Here is a 16,888-nt window from a genome sequence, read left to right as displayed (position 1 = left end):
TACGGGACGAAATTCATCTCCGCTTGTCGGCCCAATCGGGCTGGAAGGCAAGCGCCGCAATATCAGCCGATCGGCCTATGGTTGATGCCGGGCCGGCCCCGGACGCCGTTCAATGGTGGCGGACGCGGCCGGAGGGCCGCCGCCCGGAGGGCACGGCGAGCACGATCAGGCACAGCGCGATCATCGCCAGACCCATGAATTCGAACACCAGCGCGTCCACGTTCGCGACCTCCCCGACCTGTTGGTTCAACTTGTCGGGGCTGCGTTGATCGTTTCTTAAGGACCCGGGCGCCGTCAGGGCGATGGTGGACGCGCGGTTAACAGCGTCTGGTCCGGGTTTACGTCCCGCAGAACGTCTGGAGCACGCGCTCATCGGGTTGTGGCGGCTCGGCGTAGGCCGAGAACGCTGGCTGGTCGTCATACGGCCTGGCCAGCACCGCATGCAGCTCCTCGAACGGCGCGTAGTCGTCGTTCTCGACCGCTGCCGTGATGACCGCCTCGATGCGGTGGTTGCGCGGGATGAAGGCCGGATTGACCTGGCGCATGGCCGCGGCGCGCTCGGCGGCCGGCTGCGGCTCCGCGGCGAGGCGCTGGCGCCAGCGCGGCAGCCATTCGTCGAGCCCGGTCGGATCCTCGAACAGCGCCCGCACCGGGGCGTCATCGCCGCTGCCCGCCGCATCGCTCAGCCTGCGGAAGGTGAGGGTGAAATCGGCCTTCGCCGCTGCCATGGCATCAAACAGCGCCTGCGCCAGCGCCTGGTCGCCGTCGCGCGCGCTGAACAGGCCGAGCTTGCGCCGCAGGCCGGCCTGGTGCGCGTCGGTGAACTGCGCGGCAAAACCGTCGAGCGCGCCCTCGGCTTCCTGGATCGCCTGGTCCTTGTCGTCGCCGAACAGCGGCAGCAGGCATTCGGCCAGCCGCGTCAGGTTCCACAGCGCGATGCGCGGCTGGTTGGCGAAGGCGTAGCGGCCGAACTCGTCGATCGAGGAGAACACCTGCTTCGGATCGTAGCCGTCCATGAACGCGCAGGGGCCGTAATCGATGGTTTCGCCCGACACCGAGGTGTTGTCGGTGTTCATGACGCCATGGATGAAGCCGACCAGCAGCCAGTCGGCGATCAGCTTCGCCTGGCGCGCGATCACGGCATCCAGCAGGGCATGATAGGGCCGCTTGGTGCCGGCGAGGTCGGGATAGTGCCGGCTGATGACGTGGTCGGCGAGCCGGCGCACGGCCTCGACGTCCTGGCGCGCCGCGAAATATTGGAATGTGCCGACCCGGATGTGGCTGGTCGCGACCCGCGTCAGCACCGCGCCGGGCAAGGCGATGCCGCGATAGACTTGCTCGCCGGTCACGACCGCCGCCAGCGAGCGGGTGGTCGGAATCCCCAGCGCCGCCATCGCCTCGCTGACAATGTATTCGCGCAAGACCGGCCCGAGCGCCGCCCGGCCGTCGCCGCGGCGGGAGAACGGGGTCGGGCCGGAGCCCTTGAGCTGGATGTCGCGGCGGACGCCGTTCTTGTCGACGACCTCGCCGAGCAGGACCGCCCGGCCGTCGCCGAGCTGCGGCACGAAATGGCCGAACTGGTGGCCGGCATAGGCCATCGCGATCGGCTCGGCGCCGTCAGGCACGGTCTTGCCGGCCAGGATCTCGGCTCCCTCCGCTGTCTCCAGCTCGGCCGGGTTCAGCCCGAGTTCCGCGGCCAGCGGCCGGTTCAGCTTGATCAGCCGGGGGGCGGCGACAGGAGTCGGCGCCACCCGGGCAAAGAAATTGTCCGGCAGCGCGGCGTAGGAGTTCTGGAAGGGGAAATGCACGGTCATGGCTCCAAGATAGGCGCGGCGGGACGGCTTTTCGAGCCCAAACGGCCGTCAGATGAGCGATCCTGCGTCAGCTCAATCCGGCGGCAATGCCCGGGTTGCACGCCGCGCCGGCGTTTTCCTGGCCCTTGGCCCGAAAAGGGCCGCTTCATTCGGTTGCCGCGCCGGGGCGGCTCGGCTAAACCCAGCGCGCATTCGGAATGCGCCTTTGCGGCAGCACCGATTCCTTCTCCTCACGACGATATTCAGGACGACCATGCATCGCTACCGGACCCATACCTGCGGCGCGCTCCGCGACAGCAACATCGGAGAGACGGTCCGGCTGTCCGGCTGGTGCCATCGCATCCGCGACCATGGTGGCGTGCTGTTCGTCGACCTGCGCGACCATTACGGCATCACCCAATGCGTCGTCGACCCCGATTCCAAGGCGTTTGGCCTCGCCGAGAAGCTGCGCTCGGAATGGGTCGTGCGCATGGAGGGCAAGGTGCGCCGCCGCCCCGAGGGCACTGAAAACGCCGAGCTGCCGACCGGCCAGGTCGAGCTCTATGTCGCCGACATCGAGGTGCTGGGCCCGGCCGCCGAGCTGCCGCTGCCGGTGTTCGGCGAGCAGGAGTATCCTGAGGACATCCGGCTGAAATACCGCTTCCTCGACCTGCGCCGCGAGAAGCTGCACCAGAACATCATGACCCGCGGCGCGATCATCGATTCGATGCGCCGGCGCATGAAGGAGCAGGGCTTCTTCGAATTCCAGACGCCGATCCTGACCGCGTCCTCGCCTGAGGGCGCGCGCGACTTCCTGGTGCCGTCGCGCATCCATCCCGGCAAGTTCTACGCGCTGCCGCAGGCGCCGCAGCAGTACAAGCAGCTCTTGATGATGTCGGGCTTCGACCGCTACTTCCAGATCGCGCCATGCTTCCGCGACGAGGACCCGCGCGCCGACCGTCTGCCCGGCGAGTTCTATCAACTCGACGTCGAGATGAGCTTCGTCGAGCAGGAGGACGTGTTCGCGGCGATGGAGCCGGTCATCACCGGCGTGTTCGAGGATTTCGCCAAGGGCAAGCCTGTGACCAAGGGCTGGCCGCGGATCCCGTTCGCCGAGGCGCTGCGCAAATACGGCACCGACAAGCCGGACCTGCGCAACCCGATCGAGATGCAGGACGTCTCCGAGCACTTCCGCGGCTCCGGCTTCAAGGTGTTCGCGCGCATGCTCGAAGACCCGAAGAACCAGGTCTGGGCGATTCCCGCACCGGGCGGCGGCAGCCGTGCGTTCTGCGACCGTATGAACTCGTGGGCTCAAGGAGAAGGCCAGCCGGGCCTCGGCTACATCATGTGGCGCGACGGCGGCGAGGGCGCAGGTCCTCTCGCCAACAACATCGGCCCGGAGCGCACCGCTGCGATCAGGACGCAGCTCGGCACCAAGGAGGGCGACGCCGCCTTCTTCGTCGCCGGCGATCCCGAGAAGTTCTGGAAGTTCGCAGGCCTCGCCCGCACCAAGGTCGGCGAGGAATTGAACCTGATCGACAAGGACCGCTTTGCGCTGGCCTGGATCGTCGACTTCCCGATGTACGAGTACAATGAGGACGACAAGAAGGTCGACTTCTCGCACAACCCGTTCTCGATGCCGCAGGGCGGCCTCGATGCGTTGCAGACGCAGGACCCGCTGACCATCAAGGCGTTTCAGTATGACATCGCCTGCAACGGCTATGAGATCGCCTCCGGCGGCATCCGCAACCACAAGCCGGAAGCGATGGTGAAGGCGTTCGAGATCGCGGGCTATGGCGAGCAGGAAGTGGTCGACCGCTTCGGCGGCATGTACCGGGCCTTCCAGTACGGCGCGCCGCCGCATGGCGGCATGGCCGCCGGCGTCGACCGCATCGTGATGCTGCTCTGTGGCACCACCAACCTGCGCGAGATCTCGCTGTTCCCGATGAACCAGCAGGCCATGGACCTCCTGATGGGCGCGCCGTCGGAGGCCACCACCAAGCAGCTCCGCGAGCTGCACATCCGGACCAACCTGCCGAACAAATAGGTCGGCAGGGGTCGTAGATCCTATGGGCGGCAGGTAGTCAGGAGCAAGTTGAGCGGGCGACCGCCCACTCGCCCAGAGGATCAACCATGCGCATTGATGATACTGACGCACGCGCCCGCGACGAGTGTGCCGCGGTTCACGTCCAGTGAACCGAAGTGACCGCTGGGCATCATGCTGCCCGGAACGGAGAAGCTGGGCCGCTATCGGATGCCGGGTCGGCGATTGCGAGGTTGATGCCTCGAGCATCGAGGTCAGCCGCCGGGCGCGGCGGGCCAGGACCGACCGGGGCGATCTGGCATTGCTGATGCGTTCGTTGTTGGCCCGTCTGCGCGGCGAGGCCGGCGTCTGCAGTATGGTTCGAGTGCCGAGGCCTGAGACGAGGACCGCAAACGCTGGACGCGGGGGCGCAAGCGGCTCTTGAAGGAACGCGCCGTTCACAGCAGCCGGATCAAGGGCCTGCTGCACGGGCCAGTGCATCCGTGATGCGGATGCCCTTGAAGCCGGGCTTCCTGAAGAGCCGCGACACGATCCTCACCCGCGGCTGCAGTACGGTGACGGGCCGCGACCATCGGTTTTCGAGAGATTGCAGCGAAGCGCCGCGCTTGCCGACGTCACAGGACAGCAGCAGTCCAGTCCGCGCTCAGGGCGATAGCGCCTTCCAATACGAGTCCTGCAGGTGATCCCTGATCTCAGGCGGAATGAACCTGAACAAGGACCCAAATGTACCTGGTCCTGCGGGCGACAGAAGATGCCCAGACATAAGATTCCCCAATCCTCGCTCGATCGTCTTGGCGAGTTGTTGGCTGAACTGAGGATCGTCGGTCCCGATCGGCGTCAGTGGCTGCGCCTCGTCGAATTTCGCTCCCGCGTCACATAGGAGGGCTCGCCCCAAATGGCGAAATCCGGCGAGCGACGGCGGCACTCGCGCGACGAGATCAAGTCCGTAAACCAACCGATAGGTCAACGCCCCAAGACTCGGATCATAGGCCGCGCGAAATTGTTCTCCGCCGACGCGGGGCATGCCGAATGCATATACGGCGGTGGGCGGCGAGTTCTTGGCCAGGGCTGTCGTGGCAGCGAGCGCCGCGAGTGCGGCGCCAAGACTATGACCTGCGATGAAGAACGCTTTCCGCGTCTGCTGGGCCAGCTGGATGGCCGCTTCGATCTCGGACTGCGCGGCTGCCGCGGCCCGCCGGAAGCCCTCGTGGATGTCCGAACCGGCGCGCGGCAAGAGGCTAAGATCCGTGGCGAGATTCTGCCAGATGCCTGGATCAGTTCCGGCAAAGGCCAGGATCACTGCGTCGTCCCGTTCACCGATCAGCCCGCAGGTTTCAAAACTGCCGTTCAGGCTGGACTTGCGCGTGATGAAAGGGACCACGGATCTGAAGCCCCATAACGGGTATACGGCTTGGACGGTCGCGATCCGATGCGTCTCATAGGCAAGCTGGCAATACCACATCAACGCCCGCGCATTGGCGACCTTGAAGCCAGCTGCCGTTGCACCGAAGCCTTCGAATGCCGCAGGATCATATTCGTCCGGGGCGATTTCGACGAGCGTACTCATAGGGCCCACTCCCGAAGGACCGATGCGCAGGGAGGTTGAACTCGTTGTTCGGCACGCCGCGCGCTTGGAAATGATCGAAGAGCTGATCGCTGCAATCGAGCAAAGCCCATTCTCTGAGTAAGGCCAATGCTCGGCAGCGAGTCGATCGCTCGTCAGCCCATTCGCGATCGATGTCGTTGTCCTGTCAGATCAATATCAACAAGGCGCAACAATTACGGCCGTCACGCCTCCGCAGCTGATGACCAAACCATTGCGACCAAATCTATTGGCCCAAGCACTATAGTTCATCGCTCGTCTGGACAGTGCCGCACCAGGCGCGACAGACGTCAACGCTGACGATCACAGCAAACAAAACCGCGCGGAAAACGTATTTGTGAAACACATCACTTGTCAAGGAGCGCGTCCCGTAGAAATATGCTTAGCTAAACTACACAACGGTGGCGCGTGCTCTGGCCTGCAGAGCCTTGTCGACCGGCCTCAGTGTTGGGGGGCTTCATGGCTGGTGAAGACCGACGATCGGTTGATCTCGCGTTTGCCGCTCTGCACCCCGCTATTCGCCAGAGCGTGCAGACGATCCAGCGTCAGCTGAACAGCGAAGGCCATCCGTTTGAGATCTTCGAGGCGTTCCGGTCGCCCCATCGCCAAGCCTATCTCTACGCCCAGGGCCGCACGAGACCCGGCAACATCGTCACCAAAGCCCAGCCTTGGACGTCGTATCATCAGTATGGTCTTGCGGTCGACTTTGTCCTCAAGATCAATGGCCAGTGGGATTGGAGCGACACCGGTCCCAACGCTGCCGCTTGGAAGCGGCTTCATGAGGTCGGCCGCGCGCAGAACATGGAGCCGCTGAGCTGGGAGACGCCGCATCTGCAAATGGCCGGCGTCCGGATCGGTGATCTTCACGCCGGACATTTTCCTCCCGGGGGTGACGCCAGCTGGGCCGAGAATCTTGAGTCAGCCATTGCCGGATGGTCGGGCTCGCCAGTCCCGCCTCCGGCACCGCCGTCGGTCTTGCGCCCTCCTCTCGCGGCGGGGGCCGTTGCGGAGATGATGACAGTGTCCGATATCGATCGCCCAGCCAGCGCTGCGATGACATCCACGGCGCCTGGCCACTTCTCCCGCATCCAACCCTTCATCGAGAAGTGGGAAGGCGGATACACCAACCATCCCGCCGACCGCGGCGGCCCCACCAATATGGGTATCACGCTCGAGACCTTGCGGGCCTGGCGACACAACGATGCTTTGACCGCGGAGGACGTCAAACAGCTCAGCATCGACGAGGCGCGTCGCATCTTCAAGGCGCGCTACTACGATATCGTTCGTGGCGATGATCTGCCGCTGCAGGTTGCTGCGCCCGTGTACAATGCCGCAGTGCTGCATGGGCCGGGGCGCTCCGCCGAATTCCTGCAAAATTCGCTGATACGCTGCGGCGCGCAGGTGGCCGTCGATCGCATCATCGGCCCCGATACGATCCGAGCGGTCGGATCGGTTGACACGCAGCGCCTGTGCAAGGCGTTTCTCGACATCGAAGATGCGTATTTTCGATCGCTGCGTGAATTTCCAGTGTTCGGCACGGGCTGGCTCAACCGCCTCAATGACATGCGACGCTTCGTTGCCTCGCTCTCGGCCGAACCCATCGTCGTCGCAACTGGAGCAACAGCCGTGTCCGTTCAGTCGCAGACCCAGCCGAACCTGACCGAAATCGTCGCGAAAATCGAGGAGCTCCTCGAGCTCTTCGGCCAAAAGCCGAACCTGCCGGGTGCAGGGGTCGGGCCGGCTGCTCAAGCTGACGCGCTGTCTCGCATGAGCCAGGTGGTCGAGGTGCTGCGGCAGCTCGGCATCGTGGTTCCTCCGGTTGCTCCGGGCACCACAGCTCCAGCACCGCTGACACCCGTCAATGCCGCGTTGGGGACGACGCTTGGAAATCTGCTCGACGGGAGGAAGAGCGCGATCGGCATCATCGGCAGCGTGCTGACCGCCCTGCTGGGCGCCGCTGCGCCATCGGCAGGCGGGGCGCCCGGAGCAGCGGGCGGCCTCATGAGCATTCTTTCCACGCTCGGCGTCGCCGTGCCCTACCTCCAGCCCATCATGCTGGGCCTGACTGCATGGGGGGCGCTCGGCAAATTAGATAAATGGCGATTGGGCGTGCAAACAGTGCAAGCCTCAAAGCCCGGCTGACCGAACGACATAGCTCGGTTGTCGCTTCGCTCATCCGGGTTGCGTCGCCAGATGGCGCGGGTTCGGTGCGTCGTCGGTCCGCGCAGGGTGAGCCGGCTCTCAACGCACCCTTCTGCATTCGATCCTCTCGCGTCAGCGTCGGTTAAGGCTGCCAGCGACATCATCTGAACCGCTGGGGCAGCGCCCGGCGCCCTGGATCAGCGCGCCTCGCCATGATCGATCCGCCGGCGGCCTGTTGTGCAATGCAGGAAGGCCTTGATCTCCAGCGTCAATCGACGGCCTCCCTGTCAGTCCCACGGTTCGCGAGGCGCAGCTCGCGAGGCGTCCGGCTGTACTCATTTCAAATGAGAGCAATACCGTTCGGTCAAACGGTGCGGTGTCATGCAACCCGCCATTAATCCAGTGCTCATCTGAATGGTGCGGTGAACATAGCCACCCCATCACAAGAAAACGGATAGCCCTGAATGACCGTTCGCTGGTCTGTGCTCCTGCTCGGAACTTGCTTCCTCCTCCCTGCGGGCCCCGCGCTCGCGGCCGTGTCTCCCGATGTCGTTCGCGATCTCGCCGCGCGGGTCGGCCCTGTCATCGGCCAGGCCGCGACCTGTCCGGCCATTGCCCAGGGACGCGTCCAGACCATCATCGATCAGTTCGGCGAGGTCATCCGTCAGGCCGCGTCGACGACCACCGAGCGCGATCTGCTCATCCGCAGCTTCAACAGCTCCATCGCCGAGGGGCGCGGCCGGATCGCATCCGCGCAGGTGAACTGTCAGATGGCAGAACGCCAATTGTCCGAGCTCGAGCGCTCGCTGAGCCAGCAGTCATCGGCCGCTGCGACGATGTCGCTTACGCTGGCGCCGTCGAGCGCGGCTGCGGCGACGCAACCCACGGCCAACCTTCCGCCGCCCCTTCCGCACGGCGTCAGCGACACCGAGATCCGTTTCGGCACTGTGATTCCCTTCTCGGGCGTGCGCAAGGAGTCCGCGCGTCAGATGAAGCTCGGCATCGAGACCGCGTTCAACCGCGCCAACGACGCCGGCGGGATCAACGGCCGCAAGCTGAGACTGATCGCGGCCGACGACGCCTATGATCCTACCCGCACGCTCGCCGCCATGATGCAGCTCTACGAGAAGGATAAGGTGTTCGGCTTCATCGGCAATATGGGCACCGCCAACAATGCGGTGGCGATCCCCTATGCGCTGGAGCGCCGCGCGCTGTTCTTTGCGCCCTATAGCGGCTCGGCCGTCGTTCGCCGCGATCCGCCCGACCGCTACGTCTTCAACTATCGTGCGAGCTATGCCGAAGAGACCGCCGCGATCGTGCACTATCTGATGAAGGTCAAGCGCATCCAGGCGAAACAGATCGCGGTCTTCGCGCAGAATGATGCCTATGGCGACGATGGCGCCAACGGTGTCGCCAAGGCGTTCCGTGCGCTCGGCATCACCGATCCGATCATCCGCTACGGCTTCCCGCGCGGTACGCTGGAGGTCGACGACGCCGTCGGCAAGCTGAAGGCGCAAACCAAGCCGCCGATCAAGGCCGTGATCATGATCGCGACCGACCGCGCCGCGGCGAAATTCATCGAGAAGACCCACGAGGCGGTTCCGGGGCTGATCTACGCCAACATCTCGGCTGTCGGCTCTTCGTCTCTCGCCGCCGAGCTGAAGCTGCTCGGCACGAAATATACCAAGGGCGTGATCGTCACGCAGGGGGTCCCCTCGGTGGCCGGCTATTCGAGCCTCGTGCTCGACTACAAGAATGCGCTCGACAAGTACTTCCCCGGCGAAGCGCCGGACTACACCTCGCTGGAGGGCTTCATCTCGGCGAGCATCCTGATTCAGGCGCTGAAACAGACGACGCCGCTCGACACCGAGCGGCTGGTCGACACGCTGGAATCGATGAAGAGCATCGATCTCGGCCTCGGCAGCACGCTCTCGTTCGGACGCGCCGAGCACCAGGCCTCGCACAAGATCTGGGGCACCGCGCTCGACGAGACCGGCACCTACCAGGCGATCGAGCTGGAATGAGGCGCGGAGCGCGGCTCCGGCAGGTGCGGTCGGGGCCTCGTTCGCCGCATCCGGCGGCGTCAATGCGGGGCTGCAACATGCCAGCAGCAGGTGGCCGCGTTGCGCGATGCGATAGGTATCGCATCGCCGCAGCACCATCGACTTGAACCGTCGCCGTCACGGTTTGGTCGCCACGCGGCCGATTTTGCCCAGTCGACTTCCCCCGCTGGGGTGCGGGAGGAGGGGACATGCCGCCGAGCCGTCGCGGACGTGCATCGGGCGTTGCGACCGAGGCTGGCGCGCCGCGCTGGCATCTGCGCGATGCATCGGGCCGCGCCGTGCGGATTCGTTGGCTCGCCGTCGCGCTGTCGGCGGCCTTGCTCGCCGGCTGTGCGCGGTCGCCCGACATCGGCGCCGGCCCCGACAAGGGCAGTGCGGCAGAGCATACTGCCCTCACACGGCCTGCGCCGGTCGCGTCGACACCGCCGGCGAACCCTGCCGCGCAGACGGCCGCTCCGCCGTCTGCGCTTACTGCGCCGCGGCGGCCGCGCCATGCGCTGCGCGGTCTCGCCAGCTACTACACCGCGCCGCAGCCGACCGCGAATGGCGAGGTCTTCGACACCACGGCCATGACCGCCGCGCATCGCAGCCTGCCGTTCGGGACGCGCCTGCGCGTGACGCGGCTCGACACCGGTCGCGCGGTGACGGTGCGCATCAATGACCGCGGTCCCTATGTCGACGGCCGCGTGGTCGACCTGTCCTATGCCGCCGCTGCTGCGCTGGACATGGTCGACTCCGGGCTGGCGAACGTCCGGCTCGACGTGGTGCGCTGGCCGAAGCCGCGGGCGCACAAGCCAAGGGTGCAGCAGGCCGCGCCGGCCAATGCAAGGCCGCTGCCGCGCCCGTCGCCGACGCGGCTGAGCCTGCTGCGCTTGCCAGGCGGGCCGGCACAGATCAGCCGCTGATACGGACGGCCAGCCGCAGGGCTTACAGGCCGCGAAGGGCGATGCCGCCTTTGGGCATCGGCCGAGGCGCGGCCATTTCGGCGCGTGCATCGAACTGGGAGGCCGGCATCGGCCGCGCGGGCGCGATGAAACTCTGCCCGGTCTTGGGTCCGCCGCTGTAGCGGATGCCCTGCGCGGACGCGCAGCACGAGGTTACGCCGACCAGGCCAATCGCAGCGATGATGATCTTGAACGTCGACATCGAACTCTCCTGTGTTGGCTGCAGCAGGGAAGCCGCTGCGGCATGGAGAGGACAATGCGGCCGGCCGCGCCAGCGTTGAAATATCGATCCGCTATCATCGCGATACGCCGCGGCCATCGCCGCGGCCGGTTCGATAGATCAAGGGGTCATCACCATCGCATCTCGGTGGTCGATAGTCACTCCTGCGCTGCATATGGCAAGCTCATGCGGCCGAACGGCCGGGCAGCATCCGGGTCAAAACGCCGTCGCGTCGTACCAGGTGATGAAACAGCGCGGCGACGACGTGCAGGGCAACAATCGTCCAGGCAACCCATTTGCCCAGGGCATGGTGGATGGCATCGACCGGCGGCTCGAACCTGTCCCAGGCGAGCCCGAAGCTGCTCTCGATCCAGCCGAACAACGCCGTCTCGCGGAAGTTCGGCACCTTGAACAATCCGAAATTCGTCTCGGCATCAGTGCCGACATAGCCGGTCAGCGGCATGACGATCAGCAAGGCATACAGGCCCCAATGCGCGGCATCAGCGAGCCGGCTTTCGAGCGCAGACTCATGCGGCGGTTCAGGCTGTACATTGGCGAACCGCCACAGCAGCCGGGGCAGAACCAGGAATCCGACGATGATCCCCAGCACCCAGTGGATGTTGAGCACCGGCAGCGCCTCAGGCGCCATGTCATCCATGAACCAGATCACGTAGTAGACGACGACATAGGCGGCGATGAAGGCGACCGCGCTGCTCCAGTGGAAGAACTTGGCCAGGGCGCCAAATTCCAGCTTCGTGTTCGTCCATGGCATGGTGGCGTCCTTCGAAACGAGAACGAGGTTGTGGTCACCGAATGCCGCGAATTCGTCGTCGTGAAATCGCTCCGCGCTTCGGCGTGATGGGAAGGACGGCCGATGCGGGCAGCGCCTTCCGTTCGAAGGCTGCGCAGCTAGCCGAAAAGAGCGCGGGATTCCAGCGAGAGGCGCGCGAACTGGGCCAGCGCCTGATCAATTCGCTTCACCTTGTTGTCATTCGACGCCGTGGCGCATGCTCGGCCGGCCAGAGCCGGCGGACCTCGAACCGCGGAGGCATCAGCTTCCGTTATGTCGCCTGCATCGCGCAGAGCGGTCAGCCCGCGCGCCGCGCAACGAGCAACGCTGCTCCGAGTCCGCACAACACCGCGCCGGAGGCCTGGCGCATCCGGGTGACCAAGCCCGGCCGCTTGATCAGTCCCTGCCGCGCCTTGGCCGCCCACAACGTCACGACGAGGTCGACGCTGGTGTTGAGCGCGACCGAGATCAAGCCGAGCGCGATGAATTGCCCGGCGACATGCCCTGCGGGATCGACGAATTGCGGGATGAAGGCGAGGACGAAGGCCGCCGTCTTCGGATTGAGCGCCTCGACGATGATGCCCTCGCGAAACGCGCGCCGGCTGCCGGTCGTCGTCACCTCGGCCGGCACGGTGGTGCGCGCCTGGCGCCAGGTCTTGATCCCGAGCCAGATCAAATAGAATGCGCCGGCAATCTTCAGCGCCGCAAAGGCTTCGGCGCTCGCCATCACCAGCGCTGACAGGCCGACCGCACCGGCGACCACGTGCACCAGCCCACCGAGCCCAAGCCCGACGCTGGACGCCAGCCCCTCGCTCCGGCCGCCCGCCAATGTCCGCGCGACGATGTAGAAGATGCCCGGCCCCGGCGTCACTGCGACGACGAGGGCGGCAGAAAGGAAGAGAAGGAAGGTGGACAAGTGGGGCATACGGCCTGTCGTTGCGGCGAGATCTTGTCTTGTAGGAGAATCGTGAGCACGATGCAAAATCTGGCATTGCGGCGGTCGCATCTGCGCGGGCGGCGCGGCTCACGGATAGCCAAGGACATCTTTATGGAGGTCCGCCGCCTCATCATGGAATGAGCTGCGCTTATATGCTCGAGATCACTTTGGACGACCCGGCTTCAGCCGCGGCAGAAATGTTGATAGCTGAGCTGTCCGCGACGCTCGCGCGCATCACCGGTGACAGCGGCCGGTCGTCGTTCGATCCGGGTGACGTTCGCGGCCCGAAAGCGTGCTTCGTCGTTGCGCGCGATGGAGAGGGGCAGGCCATCGGTTGCGGCGGGCTGCGGCCGCTGCAGGCGAACATTGCCGAAGTGAAACGGATGTACGCCCGCGCGGGCACGCGCGGCGTCGGCGCAGCGATCCTGGCGCATCTCGAAGCGGCAGCGCTTGGCTTCGGCTACCACACGATCTGGCTGGAGACGCGGCGCGTCAATGCGCGTGCCGTCGCATTCTACGAACGGCACGGCTATCGCCGGATTCCCAATTTCGGCAAATATGCCGGCCGGCCTGAAGCCGTCTGTTTCGAGAAGCGGCTTCCTCGTCCGCGCTAACGGCGCTTCTGTTGCAATCGGATCCGTGTTTGCGTCACGCCTTCGGTGAGCTGCGCCTCGCTCCGACACGCAGCTTGTTGGCGTCAGGCGTTCCGTGTCCGTGCCGGCGCCAGGGCCGTGCCGAAGACGTGGTCCCAGACACCCGTGACGACGCCGAAATTGCCGGGTGGGCCGCGATGGTGTCGGACATGGCGGAGCCGGCAACTGCGCAACCAGGACTGCAGCGGCGACTGTCCGGCCAACGGCCAGTGATGCACGGCATCGTGGACCATCAGATACAAGACGTAACCCACCAGCAGGCCGCTCGTCGTTCCACTTGCCGTCTGCAGATCGGTGAGGCTCGCGACCAGCGCGAAGAATGACAGGAAGATGACGACGCTCACCCAGATCGGCGCGCCAATGAGATCGCTGGGGCGCGCGTGGTGGAGCCCATGGAGCTGCTTGAGGATGGCGACCTCATGATACAGGAAGCGGTGCACCAGATATTCGGCGAGCGTCCACAGCATTGCCCCGCCGAGCGCCGCCAGCAGCCAGCGCAGGTGCAACGTGACCCCATTGCTCGCGAGATCGAACAGCAGAAGCGCGGCGACGACGATCGGGTAGAAGAAAAGCTCGGCGTAGTAACTGATCTTGCTGTGATTCACGTCGTGTCCCGTACGCAGATATCAAGGACGATAGGGGGCGCGCTCCCCCGGACATGGCCGACCAACGCGATCAGCCATCGCCCGAATCGGCGTTCGTGGGAGTGGTCGTCACAGGTATTGGGTAGCGCAGTTTTAAGGCACTTGCGTGAATGCACGAAGGTGGGCCTTGAGCCGGGCTGCATTCTGGCATCCGGAACAGGTGCGACTGGAATCCCCGATATCGTAGCACCTCATCTCTTGGGGGGGATTGCTACTATCGCGCGCGATCAATTCGTTTGCTCGACGGGCAGTCCAGGCATGCCCCTCATGCGCAGATTGCCCGTCGAGCCAGTTTGCCGCAGCTTCAAGGCTTGCACCGTCGGGCAAATCGGGCCGATGTTTTCGGCCATCCCGCCTCGATGAAGAGGGACGGTTCGCGGTCGTCACGAGACGTGAGGTGGGGAGGCGGTGGCTGCACTCTGGCGCAGCGCGCGCAAGCGCGTGGACGAAAGGCAGGTTGCAGGCGGCCAAGTCGTGTGGTCCTGACGCCCCGATGCTGGTGTCAAGTTCGCGCAAATGCCTAGCGGCATCGCGCGGATGATGGGGGCAAACAAGCCGGTCCCCAAGGAGAGCGCGAAGCAGCCGAAAAGCCCACCGCGCAGGGAATGCCGGATGATTTGGCTGAACCTGTGGTACCTGCCGCCTGCATTCTTTGTTCGCAGGCGGGCCATGGGTTGCGGCCAGCGCCCGGCATTCCCTGCGCCTTCTTCGTTCGGAGGAGCGCCGAACCAACCGGACAAACTCGGGCGAATGAGCCGCGGGATTGCGGATGTGTGCTCTCGATTAGTGGGGTGCCTGCCGTGCTCGTTCATAAGCGGCCCATAATCCTCCGCGCGCAACGATGTCGATCGCGGGCACAATCTCGCCGCCGTCATTCCGGGGCGCCCGTAGGGCGAGCCCGGAATCCATACTCACAGACGGTGGTTGGTGAAGGAGGTCGGGCGTGCTCGCAACTCGCTTTCCACGCACAGCCGGGGTTATGGATTCCGGACTCGCGCTGCGCGCGCCCTGGAATGACGGCCGTAAGAGACGGGCTCGCTGCGTCAATCGCCTCAAGGCGCGGTCTGCGCCTCGATCTTGAACTGCGCCAATGCGCTCTGCGGATCGATGGCGATAAGCTGCGCGAGTTGGATGGCAGGCACCTTGGCGCGGGGCGAGAGTTTCAGCGTCAAAGTCTGGCGCGGCTTCTCGACGAACCGGCTCAGCGCATCCACGGCACTCGCTGCATCGATATTGGCGGCGGCCATCTGTGCGCCGATGGCCTTGATGCTGTCGATCAGCGCCCTGCGCGCGGCATCCCGGGGAATGCCATGACCCCTGGCGAAGTTGGCGACGAGCACGTCGACAGCACCGAGGTCGCGCAGGCTGAAGTCGAGCCCTTCGGCCTCGATCTGTGCCGCCGCCGTCGTCGCCTGCTGCAGATCGATCGTGAACACATCGCGAGGCACCTGCGCCAGCGACATGTTGGCCGAGGCCGCGACGAGATTGCTGACCTCGAGCTTGAAGGGCGTCACGGCAAACCGGCCCGTGCTCTCGGTCCAGCCGAGGCCGAGATCGGCGTCGAAGGCGGCCGTGTCGATGCCGGCGACCAACAGCGGCAGCAGCGCCGGGTTGGATGGATCGAGCGGCCCTGCCATCTTGGCGACCAGGCGTGCCCTGGTCGGGATGGGACCGACGAACTGGCCCCAGTCGAGCGTGATATTGTCGATCTGCACCGGCTTGTCGCCGGCCTTGTAGGGGGCCGTGAGCGCCTTCAGCTCGACGCCGTCGAGCAGTTTGAACAGCAACACCGCGTCGGTCGGCCCCGGCTTCGTCCCGGGCGAATATTTGCTGCCGAGGCGCATGAGGCCCGCGATGTCGAAGCCCTTGAGCGCGAAGCGGCCGAGCTTGACCGGCCCGTTGGGCGAGCGACCGTCGAAACCCTCGACCGCGATGTCGCTCTTGCCGTCGCGCAGGTCGAACCGCAGCGCCGCCAGCTTGATCGGCCCTTGCGGCGTCTCGATCGAGAGGCCACGCATTTCCGCGTTCCTGAGCGCCATGCCGTCATAGATCCCGGCGATCTTGTCCATCAGTTCGCGCGTCTGTTCGGGCGTGGGCTGCACGCCCGTCGAAGCGGGCAGGGCGGCAAACAAGGCGGGCAGTTGCAGCCGCGAGGGCCGCACGCTGAACTCGTCGGCGGAGATGCCGTCCATGCGCATGCGAACGCCGGATTCGGAATTGACCTCATAGGCGCCGGTGGTGACCCGGCCATAGACCCTGTAGGTGCGGTCATCCTTTGCCGCGTCGGGATCGAGCGCGGCCACGATTGCATTGGCGTCGACGTCGTGGTGAACGATGTCGGTGATGCGGCCCTGCATCTTGTCGGTCTTGCCCGCGGGCTGCTGCGGACTCATCGTGAATGCGAGCTCGTCGAGCTTGTAGCTCGCGATCCGGCCGGCCTTGATCTGATCGACGCTGAGGCCGGAATAGCTGAATTCCGCCGGGCCGGCGGACGGCCCGCCCTCCATTGTCCCGGTGGTGCGGGGTACCGTGATCGAGGCGGCGCTGATGGCGGCGAATTGCTGGGCCAGCGCCCGGTAGGTCTCAACCAGCGTGGCGCCGGCCGGGATGGCCGCGAACCGAACCGGCCCGGCATAATCCTTCACCACGAGCTGCGGCAGCTTGTAGCTCAGCCGAAGCGGCGACGTGCCGGGGATCTGGGCGGCCATCGCTACATTGCTGATTTCGAGGCTGGCAGCCGCCACGTGCCCCTGGTCAGGCTGGCTCAGCCCGGTCGCCGTGATGGTGCCGAACGTCACGCTGGCCGGCGGTTGCGTGGCCGACTCGATCTTGACATCGGCGATTGTCAGCTTGCGCGACCACAGATCGAAGGCGACCTTGCCGTGGGTCGCAGTGGCGCCGTTCTGCCGGATCTGGGCGAAACTGGCCTCGACCTCGCGCTCGGCGCGGTTCTGGGCGTACCAGGGGACGCCCAAAAAGGCGGCAGTGCCGAGGACAATCGCAACGAGAACTCCAGCCACAATCCGGTTCATGCAATCTGCTCCCGCTCTCGCCC

At 65.4% G+C, this 16,888-nt stretch carries 13 protein-coding genes; 5 read left to right on the top strand and 8 right to left on the bottom strand.

Translation table 11 applies throughout. The features are described from left to right. Positions 1-338 precede the first annotated feature (338 nt). Positions 339-1,814 carry a protein adenylyltransferase SelO gene (locus ACVIJ6_RS31375; RefSeq protein ID WP_456775877.1) on the bottom strand — a complete coding sequence of 492 codons (1,476 nt, stop codon included), beginning with the start codon at positions 1,812-1,814 and terminating at the stop codon, positions 339-341. 253 nt (positions 1,815-2,067) lie between these two features. Here ACVIJ6_RS31375 and aspS point away from each other — a divergent pair, with 253 nt between their 5' ends. Next, positions 2,068-3,840, top strand: coding sequence for an aspartate--tRNA ligase (gene aspS, locus ACVIJ6_RS31370; protein WP_456775876.1), 1,773 nt, complete (start codon positions 2,068-2,070; stop codon positions 3,838-3,840). Positions 3,841-4,480: 640 nt separating this feature from the next. Here the strand turns inward: aspS and ACVIJ6_RS31365 are convergent. Continuing rightward, positions 4,481-5,404, bottom strand: coding sequence for a lipase family protein (locus ACVIJ6_RS31365; RefSeq protein WP_456775875.1), 924 nt, complete (start codon positions 5,402-5,404; stop codon positions 4,481-4,483). Positions 5,405-5,899: 495 nt separating this feature from the next. Here ACVIJ6_RS31365 and ACVIJ6_RS31360 point away from each other — a divergent pair, with 495 nt between their 5' ends. The 3 genes from ACVIJ6_RS31360 to ACVIJ6_RS31350 all read left to right on the top strand — a co-directional run bounded on the left by ACVIJ6_RS31360 (position 5,900) and on the right by ACVIJ6_RS31350 (position 10,550). Next, the gene (locus ACVIJ6_RS31360; RefSeq protein ID WP_456775874.1) at positions 5,900-7,582 is read left to right on the top strand and encodes a glycosyl hydrolase 108 family protein; all 1,683 of its coding nucleotides are present in this window, start codon (positions 5,900-5,902) and stop codon (positions 7,580-7,582) included. 464 nt (positions 7,583-8,046) lie between these two features. Then, on the top strand, positions 8,047-9,606 hold the full coding sequence (locus tag ACVIJ6_RS31355) for an ABC transporter substrate-binding protein (protein WP_456775873.1): 1,560 nt from the start codon (positions 8,047-8,049) through the stop codon (positions 9,604-9,606). Between the two features lie 227 nt (positions 9,607-9,833). Continuing rightward, positions 9,834-10,550: a septal ring lytic transglycosylase RlpA family protein gene (locus ACVIJ6_RS31350; RefSeq protein ID WP_456775872.1), complete on the top strand. Its 717-nt coding sequence runs from the start codon at positions 9,834-9,836 to the stop codon at positions 10,548-10,550. A gap of 22 nt (positions 10,551-10,572) precedes the next feature. Here ACVIJ6_RS31350 and ACVIJ6_RS31345 read toward each other — a convergent pair whose 3' ends face one another. The 3 genes from ACVIJ6_RS31345 to ACVIJ6_RS31335 form a co-directional block, all read right to left on the bottom strand. Then, positions 10,573-10,791, bottom strand: coding sequence for a hypothetical protein (locus ACVIJ6_RS31345; protein WP_456775871.1), 219 nt, complete (start codon positions 10,789-10,791; stop codon positions 10,573-10,575). A gap of 202 nt (positions 10,792-10,993) precedes the next feature. Continuing rightward, a complete protein-coding gene (locus tag ACVIJ6_RS31340; RefSeq protein WP_456775870.1) occupies positions 10,994-11,581 on the bottom strand; it encodes a cytochrome b in 588 nt (195 codons plus the stop codon). Between the two features lie 316 nt (positions 11,582-11,897). Next, positions 11,898-12,524, bottom strand: a complete 627-nt coding sequence (locus ACVIJ6_RS31335) for a LysE family translocator (RefSeq protein WP_456775869.1) — start codon at positions 12,522-12,524, stop codon at positions 11,898-11,900. A 164-nt stretch (positions 12,525-12,688) separates the two neighbouring features. Here ACVIJ6_RS31335 and ACVIJ6_RS31330 point away from each other — a divergent pair, with 164 nt between their 5' ends. Beyond that, positions 12,689-13,150 carry a GNAT family N-acetyltransferase gene (locus ACVIJ6_RS31330; RefSeq protein WP_456775868.1) on the top strand — a complete coding sequence of 154 codons (462 nt, stop codon included), beginning with the start codon at positions 12,689-12,691 and terminating at the stop codon, positions 13,148-13,150. An 83-nt stretch (positions 13,151-13,233) separates the two neighbouring features. Here the strand turns inward: ACVIJ6_RS31330 and ACVIJ6_RS31325 are convergent, their stop codons facing one another. From ACVIJ6_RS31325 to ACVIJ6_RS31315, 3 genes are all read right to left on the bottom strand, one after another. Continuing rightward, entirely contained in the window at positions 13,234-13,794 is a 561-nt protein-coding gene (locus ACVIJ6_RS31325) for a sterol desaturase family protein (RefSeq protein WP_456775867.1), read from the bottom strand. A 266-nt stretch (positions 13,795-14,060) separates the two neighbouring features. Further along, a complete protein-coding gene (locus ACVIJ6_RS31320; protein WP_456775866.1) occupies positions 14,061-14,183 on the bottom strand; it encodes a hypothetical protein in 123 nt (40 codons plus the stop codon). Positions 14,184-14,885: 702 nt separating this feature from the next. Continuing rightward, positions 14,886-16,865, bottom strand: a complete 1,980-nt coding sequence (locus tag ACVIJ6_RS31315; RefSeq protein WP_456775865.1) for a hypothetical protein — start codon at positions 16,863-16,865, stop codon at positions 14,886-14,888. Positions 16,866-16,888: the final 23 nt, after the last annotated feature.

This window comes from Bradyrhizobium sp. USDA 4369 (assembly GCF_054056435.1).
Note: the sequence above shows the minus strand (reverse complement) of the source record. Positions and strands in the feature narration are given on the sequence as shown.